Raw genomic sequence first — 20,130 nt, forward strand, 5'->3', positions numbered from 1 at the left:
TGGTTAGAACGCCGGCCTGTCACGTCGGAGGTCGCGGGTTCGAATCCCGTCGGCTCCGCCATTTTAATCGATGAAAAGAGCCAGGTTGATCTGGCTCTTTTTCTTTCACTGCGGGAGATTCAGTTAGATCGGTCAGTATGGGCTCTCGGTAGTCATATCAGGCGTGGCCAACGGCCGGAAATATTAGTGGACCCAGCGCCGTTTTCGGATGCACTAAGCAACTCGAGCCCATTGACCACGCCTTTACCGATTCTCGCCCTCTCAACGTGGCGGCGCTCTTCAGACAAGTGCCGCGGTCACTCGAGGGCACGCGTGAACTGGAACTCATTTGAGAGGGAATTGTTGGAGTTTCTGACTTGAAGCGTGACGGTTTGTCCCGGGCTGATCAGCTTGCCCGCCTTCCTGGCTATCAGAAGTGTCGTGGATTGATCCGAGCGCTGATAGATGATCGTTGGCGCACATCCATAAGCACATCCATAAGCTTGTGTGTAGATTTGCTCCTGCACTAACATATTGTCTTAGCGCGCATTCCCACGCGTTCACTTTTTATGATCACCGTCGATCAAGCGCTCAGCATCGTGCTCGACCACGTCGAGCCGCTCCGTGCTGAGACTGTTCCGCTCGAAGAAGCTCACTGCCGCATCCTCGCCGAAGACGTTCGCGCAGACATGGATCTTCCGCCCTTTGATCGGTCTCGTATGGATGGGTACGCCCTTCGCGCAGCGGATGTCGCCACGGCGCCCGCGAGGCTGCGGGTGATCGGAGAAATCGCAGCCGGTGCCGAGTTCGACAAGGAGATCAAAGCCGGCGAGGCGGTGAAGATCTTCACCGGCGCGCCCGTTCCCGACGGCGCGGACGCCGTCCAAAAAGTCGAAGTCACTCGCGCCGACGGGCACGAGGTCGAGATATTAGAGTCCGTCACGCCAGGTCAGTTCATAACGCCGCGCGCAAGCGAAGTCGCGGCGGGCGAGATAGTCGCCGACGCCGGACGCGAGATCGGCCCTGCTGAGATGGCCGTGCTTGCCTCGTTTGGTTATGCAAGCGTACGAGCCGCGCGCCGTCCTCGAGTGGCGGTGATCTCGACGGGCAGCGAATTGGTTGATGTATCAACTAAGCCTTCGGCGGCGCAAATACGAAACTCGAACACTTACACGCTGGCGGCTTATGCCGAACGTGCCGGCGCGACAGTCGATATGCTTGGCACCGTGGAAGACACACCCGAAGCCACTCGTGATTCGTTGCTCAGAGCCGCGGACAACCGCGACATGGTCATCACCTCGGGCGGCGTGTCGATGGGTGATTACGATCTGGTCAAGGCCGCGCTGAAGGATATTGGCGCGGAGGTTTTCTTCGACAAAGTTATAATTCGACCAGGCAAGCCAATTGTTTTCGCGAAACGCGGCGGGACTCTCTTTTTCGGGCTTCCCGGAAATCCCGTCTCGACTTCGGTCACATTTAATGTTTTCGCGAGGCCGGCGATTCGAAAAATGCAGGGCGAGCGTTCGCCTTTGCTGCCCACTGTCAGCGCGCAGCTTTCTCGATCTCTGAAGGATCCGTCGAGTCGAAGAAGCTATCTGCCAGCTCGTCTATTCATAGAAGATGGCCGCGCGATGGTTGAGTCTTTGAAGTGGGGCGGTTCGTCGGATCTGGTAGCTTTCATGCTAGCGAACGCATTGATCATCGTCAGGGAAGAGGTGCATGAGATCGAGGCCGGAGAACTGGTGGACGTGCTCGTGTTGACACCGTGGTAACTGTCGGTTGGCGCGGCGAAAGGTATATGGACATGACTCTCACTCACGCTGACGAGGAAGGGCGCGCGCGGATGGTGGATGTAAGCGACAAGCCCGTCACCACGCGCACGGCGGTTGCGAGCGGATTCGTGCGAATGGCTGCGGCCACGGTGGAAGCTATTCGCGAACATCGCACCCCCAAAGGCGATCCACTGGAAGTGGCCCGGCTGGCAGGAATCATGGCCGCCAAGCGTACGGCGGAGTTGATCCCGCTGTGCCACAGCCTTCCGCTCAATCATGCGGACGTGCAGCTCGAGTTGAGAGTTGACGGAATAGCCATCGTCGCGACAGCGAGCACTGACAGCAAGACCGGCGTCGAGATGGAAGCGCTCACCGCAGCTTCGGTGGCCGCGCTGACGATCTACGATATGTGCAAGGCGATAGACAAAGCCATGGTGATAACCGACATCAGGTTGGAATCAAAGAGCGGCGGACGGTCGGGCGACTACAAGAGAAGTGATGAGTGACGAGTGATCGTTGGAATTCCAGGCGTTCAAGGCGGATCATCCGCCGCTCCTTTTATTCTCGACCATTCTGACGAGGCGAACCAAGCTCGCGATGACAGCGTATAGCTCGTTATGCAAAGCCAGTCCGAAATTAGAAATTCATTCAAGCTGCTGGTGTTCGCTTCGCTGTTGACCCTCGTGCTTTGGTTCATTCCATTCGCCGGCCTCATCACCACTCCTATTAGACTCTTTGTCACGTTCATTCATGAGACCGGACACGCGTTAGCTGCGCTTGCGACGTTCGGCGGAGTGAATCGGGTCGCGCTAGACTGGAGCGGCAGCGGGGTAACTTTCACCCAGGGTGGTTGGGGATTTGTGATTTCGAGCGCCGGCTACCTCGCGACGACGATCTACGGTGCAGGCTTACTCCTGATGTTGAGACGCGAGCGTAACGCGCGGAAGGCGGCGATTGGAACGGGCGGTTTGCTTCTATTGATAACCGCCCTGTTCGGCGGGAATGTTCTTGCGTGGCTAGCCGGATTGGTGTTTGGCGCTGGATGTCTGTTCCTCGGTTTGAAGGCCAAGCCTCGATTGATTCATTTCTGCATGAGTTTCCTCGCTGTGCAATGCCTGCTCAACGCGTTCTACGATCTTCGCGCCTTGTTGTACCTGTCGGCGTTCGATCCCGCTTTTCCAACCGATGCCCGAAACATGTCACAAGCTACCGGAGGGTTCCTGCCTCCCTTGTTCTGGGCAGCGGGCTGGGTCCTTCTTTCGGCGGTAGTTGTGGTCGCGACCTTGGCCGTCTACTATCGAAGCCTGCGCGAGCGGGCGGCAATGCCCGCGGCTCCGCTGCCTTCGCTTATAGCAAGTCACTCGACGAACGTTTCAAATCCTCAGGTCTGAGCACGAACAGCCAATGACGATCGGCGGTCCCTCGCTAGTTGTCCCTCGCTGGTTTTACAAGCTCTCAAGCGCCTTGCTAGAATCTGACACGTTGCTTTTCTTTGGCACCAGCTTACGATACGAGCGTGCAATGGGTTGGGGGTTAGTCGAAGCATGATCAAGCAAGCAGTTTGTGCAGCGGCAATCGCTTTTCTGACTTCGGTAGTCTCGGAGGCGCGGGTTCAGCAGAATGTACTTGCCAATCCGGACGAGATTCTCGCGATCGCCAGACAACACCTTCAAAAAGGAGAGCAATGTTTGTCTGCCGGTGACGGCGAGTGCGCGCGGCGCGAGTTTGATAGCGCGGTCGATGAAATTCTGGGATCCGGGATTGACTTGCGCGGCAACGATAAGCTCCGAGCAGGATGGCGCGAGATGATCGAGAAGATCAATCGCTATGAGACGACGCCGCTCGCGGTCAGCGGAAAGCAGGTTTGGAGATCGCAGGAGTTCGAAGGGCAACCCCCCCGGGACAACGTCGCCGAAAATGCGTCAACCGAGCAGGGTGTCCCCGGGGATGTGGGCACTTTTCAGCGCCGGTTCGCCGACCTTCGAAAGCGCTTTCAGGAGAAGTACGACCGCGATCTAACGCTCACAGGAGCCGACCACGCGGAGCACCGGCGGCTCTACGGTAGCGGCAGCGCCTACGACATTCGCGTTCGCGACCTGACGCGTGAACAGGTTGGGTTCATCATTGCCACCGGCGGCGGCCTCGGCTTGCGCATAAAAGACTTTTCGACCTGGGAAAGCGTTGCGGCCCACAATGCCCGGACTCTCATGCTGGGCCGCCCGCTGGACACGTTAGCTACCGGGGTACATCTGCACATAGATCGCATGGCTCTTCCCAGGAAGAAGAGTCTGAGTGCCGTACCCGTAATAACGAAGAGGCCGAGGCAAGGGCGGCGATCCGAGAACCGATGACCTGGAATGGAGAAGAAAGAAGGGTCAGCGCCGAGCGCAGAGTGGTCGAGCGCCGGCGCACGATGCGTTACAACGTACGCACTATGTTGATCATCGACGGAATCACCTGGATTGACCCGGAAGATGGCGAACGCAGGCGCCAGGTCAGGCGTCGCGTCGACCGTGAGACGCTTGCGACAATGTTTGTTCGCCACGCCCGTCCGTAAAGTGCCGCCTTGCAGGGCACGCGCAGACTACGGATTCCTTTCCACCAATCTTGTTAGACCTGTTGAAGCGGGCAGTGATCGGGTTGAAGTTTGCCAAACCGGCTATTAGACTGAGTGCATTGCTATGAGCGGAATGAAATTTCGTCGAACCTGTTCGGTTTGCAACGCTACATTTTTCTCCCCGGATCGCAAAGCCGCCTATTGCCTGAAGTGCCTCAAGAAGCGTGTGGTGAAGCATGTGCCTTCCGAAGCCAAAGCCGTGGCGGAGTCCACTCGAGTAGCGCCTCGGGCGTTTGCGTCGCCGGGACCGCCGCTCGGAGAGCCTCCCAAACAAAGGCCGGCGCGCGTGGCAAGGGTCGCGACGCTCACGCCTGAGCTACGCCGCCGAGTCGTTGAGATCTATGAAGAGGAATACGCGAATGGTGAGCTCCAAGCTCGCGAAGTTCACGCTCAGATCGCGAACAAGTTGTGGCTCAAGCGCCAGCTTGTAGCCGACATCATTCGCGAGATCACTCAATCGAAAGTCGCCCTCACTGACGAGCTCAAAGACCGCGCGATAGAAATGTACCAGCGTTTCGTTGAGAGCGGCCATAGACCCGACGGCGGCCGGCGCCGCGCAATCAGCTCGGCGCTCGGGTTGCCCTATAAGCAGGTGATGAAGATCATCCGTGAGTGGTCGATGGCCGAATACGAAACATCGCCGACTCCGAATCCCAGCCGCCTGCAGCTTTTCGAAATCGAGAAAATGTATTGGGAGGAGTTGAACCAACAACGTTACCGGCTAACCGAACTGCCGTCCAAAATAGCCGAGAGTCTCGGATATGTAAGCAGATGGCAGGTGCTCAGATGGCTGGATGTTCTTCACGACGATCAGCGCGCGTTTGCAAACGTGCCCGATCCGTCGCCTGAAGCGCAGCAGCAGATACTCGACGCGTACGTGGAGTATTTGCGCTTGCCGGCGCCACCCGAGCACGGCTTGCATTACAGCATCGCCGGCCGGATTGCAAAGGTCAGCCCTCGTCAGGTCCACAAGATACTTCAGTATCACAGACACAAGATGCGCGCTGAATATCCGCTAATCTAGTTCTTAGTCCGTAGTCCGTAGTCCGTAGCTTCTTTCGCGGCAGGCGCTCACTTCGGGCTACGGACCACGGACTATGGACTACGGACTCCTTGAATGAAACAAGTAGTACAGAGCTTTCGCACCGGCCAGTTGAAAGTCGAGGAACTGCCGCCGCCCGCGCTCAGGCCGGGCGGTGTATTGGTTCGCACCGCCTGCTCGCTTATTAGCGCCGGCACCGAGCGGACGATAGTCGAAACCGCCCAGAGTTCTCTCATCGGAAAAGCGCGCAGCAGACCCGACCTCGTGCGCCAGGTTTTCGACACGTTCAAGCGCGAGGGACTTAGCTCCACTTTTGAGAAGGTGAAGGCGCGGTTGTCCCAGACGAAGGCGCTGGGCTACAGCGCCTCCGGCGAAGTAATCGCGGTCGGCGCCGGCGCCCCGGAGTTTTGCGTCGGCGACCGCGTCGCCTGCGCCGGCGGCGGCTACGCCTCGCATGCCGAAGTCATTTTCGTCCCCAAGAACCTTTGCTGCAAACTGCCCGACGGCGTTTCTTTTGAGTCTGCCTGCTACACCACCGTCGGAGCAATTGCTCTTCAGGGCGTACGTCAGGCGGAGCCGCGGCTGGGGGAAACAGTTGCAGTGATCGGGCTTGGGCTGGTCGGACAACTCGCGGTGCAGCTTTTGAAGGCCGCGGGGTGTCAGGTGCTCGGAGTCGATATCGACAGCGCCGCCAGCGCGCTTGCCAGGAAGTCGGGCGCCGACCTGGTGGCTACCGATCCAGCGGCGGCCCGGGCGGCTTGCAGTGTTTTGACTGCAGGACGCGGGGCCGATTGCATCGTGATCACCGCGGCCACGAAGTCGTCAGAGCCGGTCGAGCTTGCTGCTGAGCTCGCGCGCGATAGAGCGCGGGTCGTGGTGGTCGGACTCGTTGGCATGAATGTTCCACGACACAGCTTCTTCGCCAAGGAACTCGAGCTTCGGCTGTCGCGTTCGTACGGACCCGGCAGATACGATCCTGACTATGAAGAGAAGGGAAGCGATTACCCGATCGGTTATGTGCGATGGACCGAGAAACGGAACATGGAAGCCTTCCTGCGGCTTGTTGCCGATGGAAAGATAAACACCGATCTGCTCACGACGCAGCGCTTCCCGGTCGCGCAGGCGACCGACGCCTACGATCTCATACTGAGTGGGGGCCACCGCTATTGCGGCATGGTGCTCGAATATCCAAGTGCTGATCAACAGAGCGTATGGCCGGGAAGGGAAGCTCGGGCGAAGGCCGTTGCAAGCAACGAGCTGGGAATAAGCTTTATCGGCGCCGGCGCTTTTGCTCGCGGAGTCTTGTTGCCTATTGTCAGACGCTCGGCGAAGATTCAGCTTGTCGCCGTCGGCGCGGCAACGGGACTCACCGCCAAGAACACGGCTGAACAGTTTGGCTTCTCCTATTCGACAACTGACTCTCAAGAGATACTCGAAGACGAAAAATCTCAACTAGTCTTCATAGCGACGCGCCACGACTCGCACGCTCGGCTTGCGGCCGAGGCATTGAGAGGCGGGAAGCACGTGTTCGTTGAAAAGCCGCTCGCGGTCACCGAAGAAGAACTCCGCGATGTTGTTGGCGCCGCGCGTGAATCGGAAGGGCTGCTGATGGTGGGCTACAATCGCCGCTTTGCGCCGATCGCCAGGGAGATCGAGGAGCGTTTTCGCAAGCGTGCCGGGCCGATGACCATACTATACCGCGTGAACGCCGGTCAGCTACCTCGCGATCACTGGACTCACGACGCTGCCGAAGGCGGAGGACGAATAATAGGCGAGGCGTGTCATTTCATCGACTTCGTTCAGTATCTGACCGGCGCTTTGCCGGCGCGCGTCAGCGCCCAAGCTGTGCCTCGGACCGAGGAGGCGGGGCTGGTCGATGACAGCACGGTGATCTCAATGAGCATGACGGACGGCTCGATCGCTTCGATCGTTTACACCGCGAGCGGCGACTCGTCCGTGGCTAAAGAGCGTGTCGAAATATTCTGTGACGGTAACGTTGCGACGATTGACGATTTCAAGAGCGGAGTTTTCATTGGCGGCGGGAAGAAGGCTAAGATGGGTACCGGCGCGCAGGATAAGGGACACAGGGCTGAAATCGCCACGTTTCTTGACGCCGCGCGCGGCCGCACAGGCGCTCCGATCGCGCTTGAATCGTTAGTCGCGACTACGCTGGCTTCATTCGCGGTTGTTGAATCGGTGAGGAGCGCAAACGTAGTGAGCGTCGATTTGAGTTCGGTGTTCTCGTGACAGTGAAGAGCACCTGCATGGTGTTCTTCTCAAAACTCAGGAGGTTTGTGATGAAATCGGTCAGGCTGTTTTGTATGCTTGGGGTGATCGGCTTCTTAAGCTCATCGGCGAGCTCATTGGCGTTCGCGCAGGGTTCCGCGAAAGTAGTGAAGGTGAGTCCAGGGGAATCGCTTTATAAGATCAAGCGAGGGGGCGCCGCCGCTCAGATCGCAGTCATAATAGAAATCGACGGAGACTACCACATAAACTCAAACCGGCCCGCGGAGAAGTACCTGATCCCCACGGCGCTCAAAATCGAACGCACTGCTGGCCTCACCACAACTCCGGTGACCTATCCGAAAGCAAAGCTCGAGAAGTTCGAGTTCTCAAAGAAGCCTTTGTCTGTGTTCGAAGGTAAGACGGTTTTGAAACTGACCGTGCGAGCTCTTCCCTCGCTTGCTCCCGGGAGCCAGACGCTCAAAGCAAAACTGACCGTGCAAGCTTGCAACAATCAACAATGTCTCCGCCCTCAAACGATAGATGTGAGCATTGCTTTGCAGGTGGAGTAAATAGGCGCACTCCAAAACCGCGATGATCGATGATTGCGAGCAGGCCCTATCAAGACTCCTTCAATATTGCCGCAGCGAGTCCTGGCTGGGGTACGATCCGTATGACGCACTGAATAGCCCGCTCGCTCACCTGTTTCCGTTCAAACAGCGAATCGCCAGAACTGTATTGACTCAGCTCGTCAAGCGCAGCCCTTTCAACCTGCGTCCGATTCTCGGGATTGAGAAAGACCTCAACCCGAAAGGAGTGGCAGTTGCTGCGCGCGCCCTGATGCTTCTCGCTGACAGGCATGGACACACCTTGCCGTTAGAGATAGCAGACCCGCCGAAGCACCAGGCTGAAGGCGCGGAGGCGGATTTCACTTTTTTGATGAGCCGGCTCGGGTCACTGCGAAGCGCTGACTACTCGGAGGCGTGTTGGGGTTACAACTTCGATTGGCAGTCGCGGGCCTTCTTCGCGCCGCGCGGCACTCCGAACGTCGTCTGCACGGTGTTTGCCGCTCAGGCATATCTGGATTGGTATGAAAGAACTGGGAGCGAGTCCGTTCTGGAAATGGCGGCGAGTAGCTGCCGGTTCTTGCTTGATCGGCTCAACCGCACGAAAGATCGCGACGGTGACTGTTTCAGCTACACGCCGCTTGATCATTCAAGAGTCCACAATGTGAATCTCCTGGCTGCTGAACTGCTGGCGCGCGCGTTCACGAAAACGGGAAGGGGTGAATACCGGGAAGCGGCGGAGAGAGCTGCCCGGTTCACGCTTGCACGTCAGCGCCGGGATGGCTCGTGGCTCTACGGCGAAGCCGATTCGCAGGGATGGATCGACAGCTTTCACACGGGGTTTGCGCTGGTGTCGCTCAAGCATTTGATCGAATACCTGAACGCTGATGATTGGAGACGGCCGCTGGATGAGGGGTACGAATTTTATGAGAAGCGATTCTTTCTTGCGGACGGCACACCTGGGTACTATCATGACCGGCTGCATCCTCTCGATGTCCACAGTGCAGCACAGGGCGTGATAACGTTCGTCGAAATGACAGATCTGATGCCTAACGCCAAAGCGATGGCCAGCCGAGTCTTGAGATGGGCCCTAAAGAATCTCCAGGATCAAACGGGCCTCTTTTACTTTCAAAGGCATCGATTCTACACGAACAAGATTTCATATATGAGATGGGCGCAAGCGTGGATGCTTTACGCGCTCAGTTTATACTCCTCCCGGAATCGGGTAAGCGAAAATGTCTGAACACGCCGCCACCGTAGTCAAACACGCAATAAAAGCCGAGACTCGAAAGCGCAGCGCTTTTGCCGCCCTCATACCGGTAGCGGCGCTCGTCGTCGTCGATGTCGTGCTATCGCTCGCATCATTCGTTGTTTCGTACAAGCTTCGCCAGCACACCGACATATTCGTATGGCGGCCTCGAAAATCCTTTTGGCCGGTTGGCGTCTTCGACGCGTTTGAGCCGTATCTGGGGTTCCTGTTCTTCGTGCCGCTGGTGAAGGTTTACATGCTGCGGAGGTACGGGTTGTACCGGCTGCGAGGCGAGTTCTCGCTTGGTAACGACCTTGTGAAGATCTTCAGCGCATCGACGTTCGCAACCCTCGTGCTGGTGCTGATCGCGTTCCTGTTTCGGCAGGGATTCTCATATCGCGAAGGTCATCTGGTCTCGCTGGACTTTTCTTACTCGCGGCTTGTGTTCGTATACGACTGGCTTATCGCGATCGGAGCTTTCTGGGTGGCAAGGTCCTTCGTGCGCGTGGTCCAGATTATCTACCGCTCGAGCGAGCGCAACTTGATTCCCACCGTGGTGGTAGGCTGTGGCGAGATGGCTCACGTATGCGTATCGGAAATCTCCGAGAAGCCGCGGCTGGGCTACAAGCTCGTGGGAGCGGTGCGAGCGCGGGTGAACGAAGACTCGACGGCGCTTACAAGCTACGGCGTCAGGATACTAGGCGGATTCGACGACCTTCCGGAGCTTGTCAAGCGATACGGAGTCGAAGAAGTATTGATCACCGACACGCGCATCAATCCGCGCAAGATGTTCGAGGTGCTGATGGAGTGCGGGCGCGACCATCACATCAAGTACCGGGTTATACCGAACCTGTTCGACTGTTTGCCTGGAAAGACCGAGATTGCAACGCTCGGCTCCCTGCCGATGATCAAGCTCTACGAGGAAGGGCTGCGAGGCTCTCAGCGAGCGGTCAAGCGCGGGCTGGACGTTATCGTGGCGATCGGGTTGCTGCTGGTCACCTGGCCGTTCTGGTTGGCGCTTGCGATCTTGATCAAGATGGAGTCGCGCGGCCCGGTGTTTTTGAGGCAAGAGCGTGTGGGTATGGATGGCAAAGTTTTTTCGATGATCAAGTTTCGCTCGATGGTGGACGGGGTGGATGACCAGGCCCATCGTGAATTGATGAAGCGAACCATCAACGGCGAAGACGCAAATCAAGGCACGCCAGCCGAGCCGATTTACGGCAAGGTCAAAGATGATCCGCGGCTGACGAAGATCGGGAGCTGGATGCGCCGGTATTCGGTCGACGAACTGCCGCAGATCTTCAACGTGCTGAAGGGACAGATGAGCGTAGTCGGCCCTCGCCCGCCGATTCCCTACGAAGTGCGGCACTACAAGGACTGGCATCGGACGCGATTTCACGTGAGGCCCGGCATCACCGGCCTATGGCAGGTGAGCGGAAGAAACCGGCTGCACTTCGAGGAAATGGTGCGGCTGGATGTTTTCTACATCGAGAACTGGTCGCCGTGGTTGGATGTGAAGATAATGCTGAAGACGCTACCGGTGATGTTGAGAGGGGATAACACTTACTAACCGTGTTGTTCGAAGACATTCGATTCACAAGCGACGACCACTGTTCTTCTTCGGGAGAAACTGACAGTCTAGTGTCTATCTTTTATTTGCTGGCAAGGACATTCACCTGATGTCCCATGTAATCGCAGTTGTCCTCGTGATTATCCGGATTTGAGCCGAACCACGTTGTATAAGTCGCCTCGCTGATTAGAAGATCCGATGCACGCAGACCTGTAGCTTTAAGAGTCAGGTTATAGGGATCATCCAAATGATCAAGATACATCCCTTCGGTGATGAAGTACGCCAATCCATGGGTCTGCGGTCAACTAACCACTGACAGCTAAAGTATGACTCCTGATAAATGGAAACAGGTCCTAGAGTTGTTCGAGGCCGCGCTCGAACTCGCGCCCGGCGAGCGCGCGGCTTTTTTAGGCGAGGCTTGTCGCGGAGATTCATCGCTGCGGGGCGAGGTCGAGGCGCTGCTCTCTGCTGACAACAAAGCCGAGGGGTTTCTCGACGGCCGGCTTGAGGCGGCGACGGCGCTATTCGGGGACGGAGAGGCGCCGCTGGTCGAGGGGGCCATGATCGGCGCCTACCGGATCGTCCGCGAGCTCGGACGCGGCGGCATGGGCACGGTCTACCTGGCGGGCCGCGCCGACGACACCTATAAAAAGCGCGTCGCCATCAAGCTCATCAAGCGTGGCATGGACACGGAGGAAGTGCTGAGCCGCTTCCGAAATGAGCGCCAGATACTCGCCTCCTTGGACCACCCGAATATCGCCCGCCTGTTCGACGGCGGCACGACCGACCAGGGGCTGCCCTACTTCGTGATGGAATACATTGAGGGGCAGCCCATTGACCGCTACTGCGACGAGAGGAAACTGACGACCGCCGAGCGGCTGCAGCTCTTCCGGACGGTGTGCGCCGCCGCCCACTATGCGCACCAGAATCTCGTCGTACACCGCGACCTCAAGCCCTCAAACATCCTTGTGACCAACGAGGGGGCTGTGAAGCTGTTGGACTTCGGGATCGCCAAACTGCTCAATCCCGACCTCTACGCCCGAACCGACGTGGCGACCGCCCAGTGGGTGCGCCCGATGACCCCCGACTACGCCAGCCCGGAGCAGGCGCGCGGGCTCAAGATCACCACCGCCAGTGACACCTACTCGCTCGGCGTGATCCTCTACGAGTTGCTCACCGGGCGGCGCCCTTACCGCATCACGAGCTACACGCCGCAGGAGATCGAGCGGGTGATCTGCGAGCAGGAGCCGGAGAAGCCAAGCACCGCCGTACACCGCGTCGAGACCGTACCCAGTCCGGATGGCGAGACGCAAATTGCCCTCTCGCCTGAGAAGGTGAGCCGCACGCGCGAGGGGCAGCCCGAGAAGCTGCGCCGGAAGCTCGCGGGTGACCTCGACAACATCGTGCTGATGGCGATGCGTAAAGAATCGCAGCGGCGATATGCCTCTGTCGAGCAGCTTGCAGAAGACCTGCGCCGCCACCTTGAAGGCTTGCCTGTCATTGCCCGCAAGGACACGTTCGCTTATCGCGCAAGCAAGTTCGTCAAGCGACATAAAGCTGGAGTCGTTGCCGCTGCGCTGATCGTCGTGATACTGCTAGCCGGTGTTATTGTGACACTTTGGCAGGCGAGCGTTGCGCGCAGCCAGCGCGCGATTGCCGAAAGGCGATTCAACGACGTGCGCAACCTCGCTAACTCTCTCGTGTTCCGTCTGCACGATGAGATAGCGGACCTTCCCGGCTCGACTCGCGCGCGGCAAACTCTCGTTCAGATGGCGCTCGAATACCTGGACGCTCTGGCGAAAGAAGCAGGCGGCGACGCATCGCTTCAAGCAGAGCTTGCGTCGGCTTATGAAAAGGTCGGCGACGTGCAGGGCAACCCGAGCAATGCGAATCTAGGCGACATTCAAGGGGCGCTGGCAAGCTACCAGAAAGCGCAGGCGATTCGTGAGACTCTGGTTCAAAGAAACCTGACTGATCGAAAGATGCGCGGCGAGCTTGCGCGCAATCAGGTATTCGTAAGCGACCTGCTTTCGCAGATGGGCGACACCGCCGCAGGGCTTGAGAGCCAGCAACGCACCCTTTCAGTATTCCAGTCGCTTGTGGAAGAAGACCCACGAGATGTTGACGCCCGAGACGGGCTTGGGAACTCCGAAAACCGTATGGGCTATTTGCTGTTGACGATGGGCAAAGCTGACGAGGCGCTCGAGCACCAACGAAAATCGGCAGCCATTCGCAAGCTGCTTGCGGCGGAAAATCCGAACGAGGTGAAGTTCCAGCGCAATCTCGCAGTAAGTTATTTGTGGCTCGCGCTCACGCTTGGCGAATTGAACGACTCGCAGGGAGCCATCGTAAGCTGGCGGCAGGCCATAGCGGGCTTTGAGGCAATCGCAACCGCGAACCCGACAAGCGCGAGGTCGCGCCGCGACGTGCAATCGAGCTACAACGGACTGGGCGATGCGCTGATGAAGGCAGGCGATTTAGATAGTGCGCTCGAAAGCCAGCTCAAGGCGTTGTCGCATTCGGAAGAGTCGTATGCTAGCGATAAGAACAATGCGGTGATTCTCGAAGACGTATCTTACAGCCTGAAACAGATCGGCGGAATACTGGTTGAGAAAGGCGACGTGGCGGGCGCGTTGAAAATTTACCGCAGGGCATTGGACATTTACGAGAAGCGGATTGCTGAAGACCGGATGAATACAATGTACTCTGCCTTTGCAGCCGAAATTCACAATGGCATGGGCAACGCTATGATGAAGGCGAACGATCTATCGGAAGCTATGAAGAGCTATCGCCGGGCACTGGCGATATTTGAAAAGCTTTCATCGGAAGACCCGGCCGAAGCGATGAAGCGGCGCGAGCTGGCTCGCTCATGCTCTAATCTCGGAAACGTTTATGCAATCCTTGCTTCAAAATCGCCGGGCAATCAACGAATCGAAAACTGGCGCGAGGCACGAAGTAATTATCAAAAGAGTCTCGATATACTATTGGACATGCGCAATCGCGGCACGCTCCCCGCGGTTGAGTCGGGAGAGCCTGAAAAAATCGCGGCAGAGATTGCGCGATGTGACGCGGCATTGAAAGGAAACGCAACCGGCCAGTGACGACTCGACTTCTCTTCGCATCTTCACAGGGGCCCAAAGCGGGCCGTGGCGCGGGCGATAAGCGCACGCTGGAGGCTCTCAACCGGCTCATCGTCCTCTACCAATCATGGAGCAAAGCGCCCAAAGCTGCAGAGTACCGCGCCCTTCTGCTGAATGCGAACGAAGAAGGTATGAGGTAGAAGGCTTTCTAACGCGTTGCATAACCGGGCGCGAAGCGAAGTATTGAAGGTATCATACAAAACTCGCTCGCCGCGCTCCGGTGCATGCCTTTAGTTGGGTAATTTTATGACGAACGCCAATCGCCAATCGCCTTGGCGAACTGAGCTTGATGATTTGATGCGCGGTGTGGCGGGAGCATTCCTCTTCGGTGCGCCGTTCCTATTTACAATGGAGGTCTGGTGGAAAGGTAACTTCACTTCGCCTCCACGTATGCTGCTAATGCTAGGAATAGCTTATGCCGCACTCGTCTTGCTTGACTTGCGGGGCGGTTTTCGCACGGAACATTCACGCACTTGGCCGCGAATATTTACCGATAGCTTGGAAGCGCTGGCGATTGCCCTGCTGACTGCGACACTCAGCTTAATCTTGATAGGTGTCGTCCGCTTTGATACAGGACTTGAGGCCGCTATGGGCCGCATCATTACTGAGGCATTACCATTCAGCATAGGCGTTGGGATTGCGAACAACGTACTCCAGAATCGCGACGAAAATAACGCCGGCACTGACGGTAGCAGGAAGGATCCTTCTAAGCATCAAGGGCATGACAATGCCTGGCGCGGCACGCTGGCTGATGCGGGCGCGACAGCACTGGGCGCAGTGATTATTGCCGCCGCCATATCTCCCACAGACGAAATTCCTATGATTGCGAGTACGCTTTCATCATCCTGGTTGCTGGTCATCATCGCCAGTTCATTATTGATTTCATACATAATTGTGTTTGAAGCTAACTTCGGCGCCCAGACCATGCGCAGGTCACAGCCGGGACTTTTTCAAAACCCGATCAGCGAAACCCTGGCCTCTTACCTGATCGCGTTATTGGTCTCATTGTTGATGCTCTTGTTATTCCAATTGCTTCGCGCGGAGGATCCTCTCAGCCAGTGGGTCAGCTACACTATTGTTCTGGGACTTCCGGCTACAATTGGTGGAGCGGCGGGAAGGCTAGCCTTATGACTAGAAAGAAGGGCAAGACCAGCGGTATACCACGCACAAAAGCTGAGTGGGTATCGATGATTATTTCGATTGTGTTGCTGGCCGGAGTGGTCGGGGTGGTTATCGCGTTATGGTTAAGCTCTTCCAAGGAGCCGGCACGATTCCGTATAGATCGAAGGGCAACTCGCAATGAAGTGGGTCACTACTACCTACCAATAACCGTCACTAACGAAGGAGACGCGACGGGCGCGCAAGTCACCGTTGAAGGAAGACTAAGAGGGTCTGGTAATGAACAGACATCCGCTACCACTTTCGATTTTATTCCTGCCCATTCGAGTGTGGAAGGAGTTCTCATTTTCGATACCGAGCCAACTTCAGCAGAGTTGCGTGTAGTCGGTTATCAACAACCTTAGGCGCAAACGCTTGGAGGTAGATTGCGGTCTCTCAGCCACCCAACGCTCGAATTAACCCGCGCCGAGCATAGAGCATTCAAGCTATAGGGAACAAGACAACGATGAAAAAGATTGCTATCGAGGCGTCGGGTTGAATGAGTTGTTAGGCGATTTAGGAGGTAGCGATCATCGGATTTACATTGGGCCATTAGTTTATACTTTCGGTTGGGGGTTTGAGGGCGACCGGGGATGGCCGCGCGGGGCTTGAAGAGTTGGCGGGTGTGGGGCGAGAGTCCGCCTCACATGACGGCCGTGGCGAATTCGGCCGGGTCGTCGTGGATTCTCAAATCTGATAGATGAGTTGAGTTATTGCTGACGCCTTCGAGCGCCACTCGCTTTTCAATCACTTACGGCCGCGCCACGGGCTAGGGTCGGTGGCGCGGTAACGTCTTGGTAAGGGACGACTCGGCCGCGGTGGAAAATTTCGGATTGACAACCACTCCCCTTGACGTTATCGTCCGTAGCGCCCCGACTGTGAGACTATGGAATTATCTCTTTTATCCCCTTTAGCGCTGATCATAATGTCGGGAGGTATTCTTCCCCCTTCTTCAACCCAAGTTCTTTAACAAACGGAGGCCCACATGAAAATCCCTCGTTCGCTCGCACACACCGCCTTCCCCTTCTGCGCGCTCCTCCTCTTACTCCTGTCGCCGACCGGCGCATCCGCGCAGAAAGGGGAGATGACTTTCACCACCAAATCTCCCGAGGCCTTAAAGCTCTTCCTCGAAGGCCTGGATAAGCTCGATAACGTGGAGGGCCCAGCCGCCGCCCCACTGTTCGAGCGCGCCATCAAGGCCGACCCGGATTTCGCCATGGCGTACCTCCTCCGTGCACAATCGGGCGGCGGATTTCAGATCTTCCGGCAGAACCTGGCGAAGGCCGTGGAGCTGAGCGCGAAGGCTTCGCCGGGCGAGCGTGAATGGATCATGTACGCGCAGGCACAGGCCGACAACAACGCGGCGCAAGCCAAAGCGCACCTCGACAAGCTCCTGATGCTCTTCCCGAATGACAAGCGCGTGCATCAACTGGCCGGTAATTATTACCGCGGGCAGGGCGATGACCAGATGGCAGCGCAGGAATTTAGGAAGGCCATAGAAATCGACAAGAACTTCGCCGCTGCCTACAACCAGCTCGGCTACTCGCTGTCCTTCCAGGGCAACTACAAGGAGGCTGAGAAGGCTTTTCAGGACTACGTCAGGCTGCGGCCTAACAGCCCGAACCCTTACGACTCGTACGCGGAACTCCTGCTCAAGCAGGGGCGCTACGACGAGTCAATCGCGCAGTACAAAAAGGCGCTTGAAAAAGACCCGGCGTTCAGCGGCTCTTTGGCCGGCATCGGCAACAACTACATCTTCAAGCGCGACTACGAGAAAGCGCGCCAATCCTACCAGGAGCAGTTCGACCGCGCGCCCAACGTCAACCAGAAGATCGGTGCGATGAACCTGACGGTTGCCTCCTACGTCCACGAGGGGAAGACGGCGGAAGCCGTGCAGGCGGCGGAGCGGCTGGCGAAGTTCGCGGATGAGCAGAAACAGATTCAGCCGGCAATAGGCGCTCACGACACCGCCGCATTCATCCTGGCCGAAGCGGGTAAGTTCGAGGAAGCCGCGAAGCACCTCGCGGAAGCCGACAGGCTCAGGGATGACCCTTCACTACCGGAGCGCGTCCGCGAGAACAATCGCGGGGGCAAGATGTTTAGCCACGCCTACATGATGATCTCTCAAGGGAAGTTCGACGCGGCGAAAGTGCAGATCGAAGAGCTGAGCAAGTTCATCTCCACCCGCAACAACCGGTTCGAACAGAGGGGGCTCAACGAGTTGATGGGAATGCTGGCGCTCAAGCAGGGGGATCACGCCAGGGCGCTCGAGTACTTCGCCAAAGGCGACCCGGACGACCCAATCGTCTGGTATTACACGGCCCAAGCCTACGAGGGTAAGGGGGACAAGCAAAACGCGAAGATGTTGTACCGCCGGGTAGCCGACTGGAATCAGAACAACACCGGCTACGCCATCGTGAGACCGCGCGCCCTGGCTAAGTTGGAGGAGGCGGCCAAGGAGGCCTCTAAGCCCCGGTAGTTGCCAGATCTTTATTCGAAGGCTCGCATCCGACCGCCGCCCCGCCGGGTGAGCCGTCGGAATGCGAGTTCGCCGGTCAAAGATCGCGTGGAGAGGGGCGGCTGGAGACTCCATAGCTTCAGCGGCCCTTTCATTTCCGCCGGGGGACTTTGATAGTCAGGCTGCGGTCGGGTAGCCGGGCAGGATCGCTCCGGCCCGGCCCCCTAAGAACCGGACGTGAGAGTTTCCCCTCATCCGGCTCAAGCATCTCGAAAGCCCCTTGCGGAACCCGCCGATGTTATATCACATCGACTTTCACGATACGCATCTGGGGCCGACGCGCTTTCGCGGGAAGCTGCACCAGCTTATACTGCGGCTGTCATCTGCATTGCTTCCTAAGTCGGTTTGTCAGACTCTCTCGTGACGAGACACCAGATGGAAGTCTGCCCGCTTTCACGCGAGGCAAGACAGCGCCTCTATCCATCTCATTACAAGATGGCGTTTGCTTTTTCCATCCTCCCATACCCGCAGCCCTGATTCACATGTGTTGCCCTTGCCACTCGATCCTAGTTCCCGACCACTTTGATGCTAGCAGTCGCAGCCGCTTCTCACGATTAAGCTGCCATCCTTGTAGGATGAGGCTCCATTGTCCCCGGAGCTGATTACCCCGGTTGGATACCGATGGCAGAACATCGGGTTGTGTTCTGAAAGAACTTCAGTCACAACAGCCACTCACGCGACTTCGTGTCGCAGTCAACCCAGAATTGTGAGACGGCTTGCTGCTGCGGACGGTATTGAATTCGGACGCCGCGCCGCACAAAACTTAAGTTGTTGGGCGTCCCTAATGCCACAGCGCCGACCCGCTGGCAAACTAGCCACTCCCAAACAGATGGACTCCTGTGAGAGTGACAGCCAAGGCGAGCATTAGCCATAGAACAATATCTGCCAACTTCCTGCGACGGTGCGCCGATTTTCTCTCTTTTTCTAAGCCTTCCGCCATGGCGTAGAACATCTGAGAAGTCAGCTTCCATACTAGAAACCCAGCCGCAACCGCCATGGCGGAGGCGATTACGGCGAGGCTTGCGATTAGGCGGCTGCCGGCACCGCTCAACCTGGTTACCATGAAACCACACGTGGCGGATGCAGCAGCGATCATTGCAATTCGCAACTGTTGCTGGGACTCACGCGCTGCCTGGTGTAACGCAGTCTTTGAACTTTGGTTGTCATCAGGTCCGCCAGAACTCATTATTTGTACCCTCCTCTCGGACGCCCAACGCTTGAGATGACGTGGCGCGAAACCGAATAGACGCCCGTTAAGATTTAACGAACAACGCCGAATGAAAGCCGCTGTTTCGCCCTCACGTCCATTGAATTGTTCTGCCGCCTTTGGTTCACTGTTCGTCATCCTTTTTTGGAAAAATAGCCATGTGCCTCTGCCCGAGCGCACGGTAGAGTTGTTGCGCGAGTACTGGGTGACGCATCGCAACCCGGCGTGGATGTTCCCATCCGAAGGCCGGGTCCACGTTGACCTAAAGAGTTCGACCGAGCCAATGCACAAGAGCTCGGTTCAACACGCATTCCGAGCGGCGCTCAAAGAGACCAAGTTCAACAAGGCGGCATCCGTTCACACGCTGAGGCACAGTTGGGCGACGCATCTGCTTGAAGCGGGAGTGAACCTGCGGCTGATCCAAGAGTATCTGGGTCACAGTTCGCCGACGACCACCAGCATCTACACACATCTGACGGCGAGAGCGGAAGACCTCGGCCGGGAAGCCATCAACCGGATCATGGTTGGGCTGTGATCGGGTGATGGTCGAGATGGCCGAGATATTCCGGGCGCACGGGCCGGAGTATCTGGCGAAGTACGGCGAGCGGATGCCGCGCGCTCACCTACGAGCGATGCGCGACATCGAGCAGTGCCGGACGCCTGTGCTCGGCGGACAGGCGTACGTGTGCACGAAGTGCGATGAGCGTCGATACAGCTATCACTCGTGCAAGAACCGGCACTGTCCCAAGTGCGGGAATGATCAAGCCAAGAAGTGGCTCGAAGAGCAGACGGAGTTGCTGCTGCCGGTGGTCCATTTTCTGGTGACCTTCACGTTGCCCGAAGAGTTGAGGCGAGTAGCGCGCTCGAATCAGAAGACGGTGTACAACATTCTGTTTCGGGGTTCATCGGAAGCGCTGCAGAAGCTGGCCTGGGACGAGCGATTTGTAGGCGGGCGAGTGGGGATGGTGGGAGTGCTGCACACGTGGACGCGGGCGCTGATCTATCATCCGCACGTGCACTACATCGTGACTGGTGGCGGGTTGAGCGAGAAGGGTGAGTGGAAGAGGTCGCGGGAAGATTTCCTGGTTC

The 20,130-nt window shown here is 57.5% G+C and carries 16 protein-coding genes; all 16 read left to right on the forward strand.

What is annotated here, in order from left to right:
* Positions 1–548 precede the first annotated feature (548 nt).
* Positions 549–1,751 carry a gephyrin-like molybdotransferase Glp gene (gene glp / locus AABO57_28120; GenBank protein ID MEK6289600.1) on the forward strand — a complete coding sequence of 401 codons (1,203 nt, stop codon included), beginning with the start codon at positions 549–551 and terminating at the stop codon, positions 1,749–1,751.
* Between the two features lie 26 nt (positions 1,752–1,777).
* Positions 1,778–2,257: a cyclic pyranopterin monophosphate synthase MoaC gene (gene moaC / locus AABO57_28125; protein MEK6289601.1), complete on the forward strand. Its 480-nt coding sequence runs from the start codon at positions 1,778–1,780 to the stop codon at positions 2,255–2,257.
* Positions 2,258–2,368: 111 nt separating this feature from the next.
* Positions 2,369–3,142, forward strand: coding sequence for a M50 family metallopeptidase (locus tag AABO57_28130; GenBank protein MEK6289602.1), 774 nt, complete (start codon positions 2,369–2,371; stop codon positions 3,140–3,142).
* Positions 3,143–3,295: 153 nt separating this feature from the next.
* Positions 3,296–4,102: a hypothetical protein gene (locus AABO57_28135; GenBank protein ID MEK6289603.1), complete on the forward strand. Its 807-nt coding sequence runs from the start codon at positions 3,296–3,298 to the stop codon at positions 4,100–4,102.
* Positions 4,099–4,308: a hypothetical protein gene (locus AABO57_28140; protein ID MEK6289604.1), complete on the forward strand. Its 210-nt coding sequence runs from the start codon at positions 4,099–4,101 to the stop codon at positions 4,306–4,308. The genes AABO57_28135 and AABO57_28140 overlap by 4 nt, the downstream gene beginning before the upstream one ends.
* 124 nt (positions 4,309–4,432) lie before the next feature.
* Positions 4,433–5,392 carry a hypothetical protein gene (locus AABO57_28145; GenBank protein ID MEK6289605.1) on the forward strand — a complete coding sequence of 320 codons (960 nt, stop codon included), beginning with the start codon at positions 4,433–4,435 and terminating at the stop codon, positions 5,390–5,392.
* A gap of 93 nt (positions 5,393–5,485) precedes the next feature.
* Positions 5,486–7,657 (forward strand): bi-domain-containing oxidoreductase, encoded by a 2,172-nt coding sequence (locus AABO57_28150; GenBank protein MEK6289606.1) that lies wholly within the window; start codon positions 5,486–5,488, stop codon positions 7,655–7,657.
* 50 nt (positions 7,658–7,707) lie between these two features.
* Complete coding sequence (locus AABO57_28155) at positions 7,708–8,205, forward strand: protein-disulfide reductase DsbD domain-containing protein (GenBank protein ID MEK6289607.1); 498 nt, start codon at positions 7,708–7,710, stop codon at positions 8,203–8,205.
* Between the two features lie 22 nt (positions 8,206–8,227).
* Positions 8,228–9,442, forward strand: a complete 1,215-nt coding sequence (locus AABO57_28160) for a hypothetical protein (GenBank protein ID MEK6289608.1) — start codon at positions 8,228–8,230, stop codon at positions 9,440–9,442.
* Positions 9,435–11,018, forward strand: a complete 1,584-nt coding sequence (locus tag AABO57_28165; protein MEK6289609.1) for a sugar transferase — start codon at positions 9,435–9,437, stop codon at positions 11,016–11,018. Before AABO57_28160 ends, AABO57_28165 begins: the two co-directional genes overlap by 8 nt.
* A gap of 326 nt (positions 11,019–11,344) precedes the next feature.
* Complete coding sequence (locus AABO57_28170) at positions 11,345–14,119, forward strand: serine/threonine-protein kinase (protein MEK6289610.1); 2,775 nt, start codon at positions 11,345–11,347, stop codon at positions 14,117–14,119.
* Between the two features lie 285 nt (positions 14,120–14,404).
* Complete coding sequence (locus AABO57_28175; protein ID MEK6289611.1) at positions 14,405–15,289, forward strand: TIGR02587 family membrane protein; 885 nt, start codon at positions 14,405–14,407, stop codon at positions 15,287–15,289.
* Positions 15,286–15,681, forward strand: coding sequence for a hypothetical protein (locus AABO57_28180; GenBank protein MEK6289612.1), 396 nt, complete (start codon positions 15,286–15,288; stop codon positions 15,679–15,681). The genes AABO57_28175 and AABO57_28180 overlap by 4 nt, the downstream gene beginning before the upstream one ends.
* A gap of 620 nt (positions 15,682–16,301) precedes the next feature.
* On the forward strand, positions 16,302–17,795 hold the full coding sequence (locus AABO57_28185; protein ID MEK6289613.1) for a tetratricopeptide repeat protein: 1,494 nt from the start codon (positions 16,302–16,304) through the stop codon (positions 17,793–17,795).
* A 1,406-nt stretch (positions 17,796–19,201) separates the two neighbouring features.
* Positions 19,202–19,576, forward strand: a complete 375-nt coding sequence (locus tag AABO57_28190) for a tyrosine-type recombinase/integrase (GenBank protein MEK6289614.1) — start codon at positions 19,202–19,204, stop codon at positions 19,574–19,576.
* The coding region (locus AABO57_28195) for a transposase zinc-binding domain-containing protein (protein MEK6289615.1) at positions 19,566–20,130 on the forward strand (565 nt) is incomplete at its 3' end. The genes AABO57_28190 and AABO57_28195, both read left to right, overlap by 11 nt.

The sequence above is a fragment of the Acidobacteriota bacterium genome (assembly GCA_038040445.1).
Taxonomy (GTDB): Bacteria; Acidobacteriota; Blastocatellia; order UBA7656; family UBA7656; genus Onstottus_A; species Onstottus_A frigus.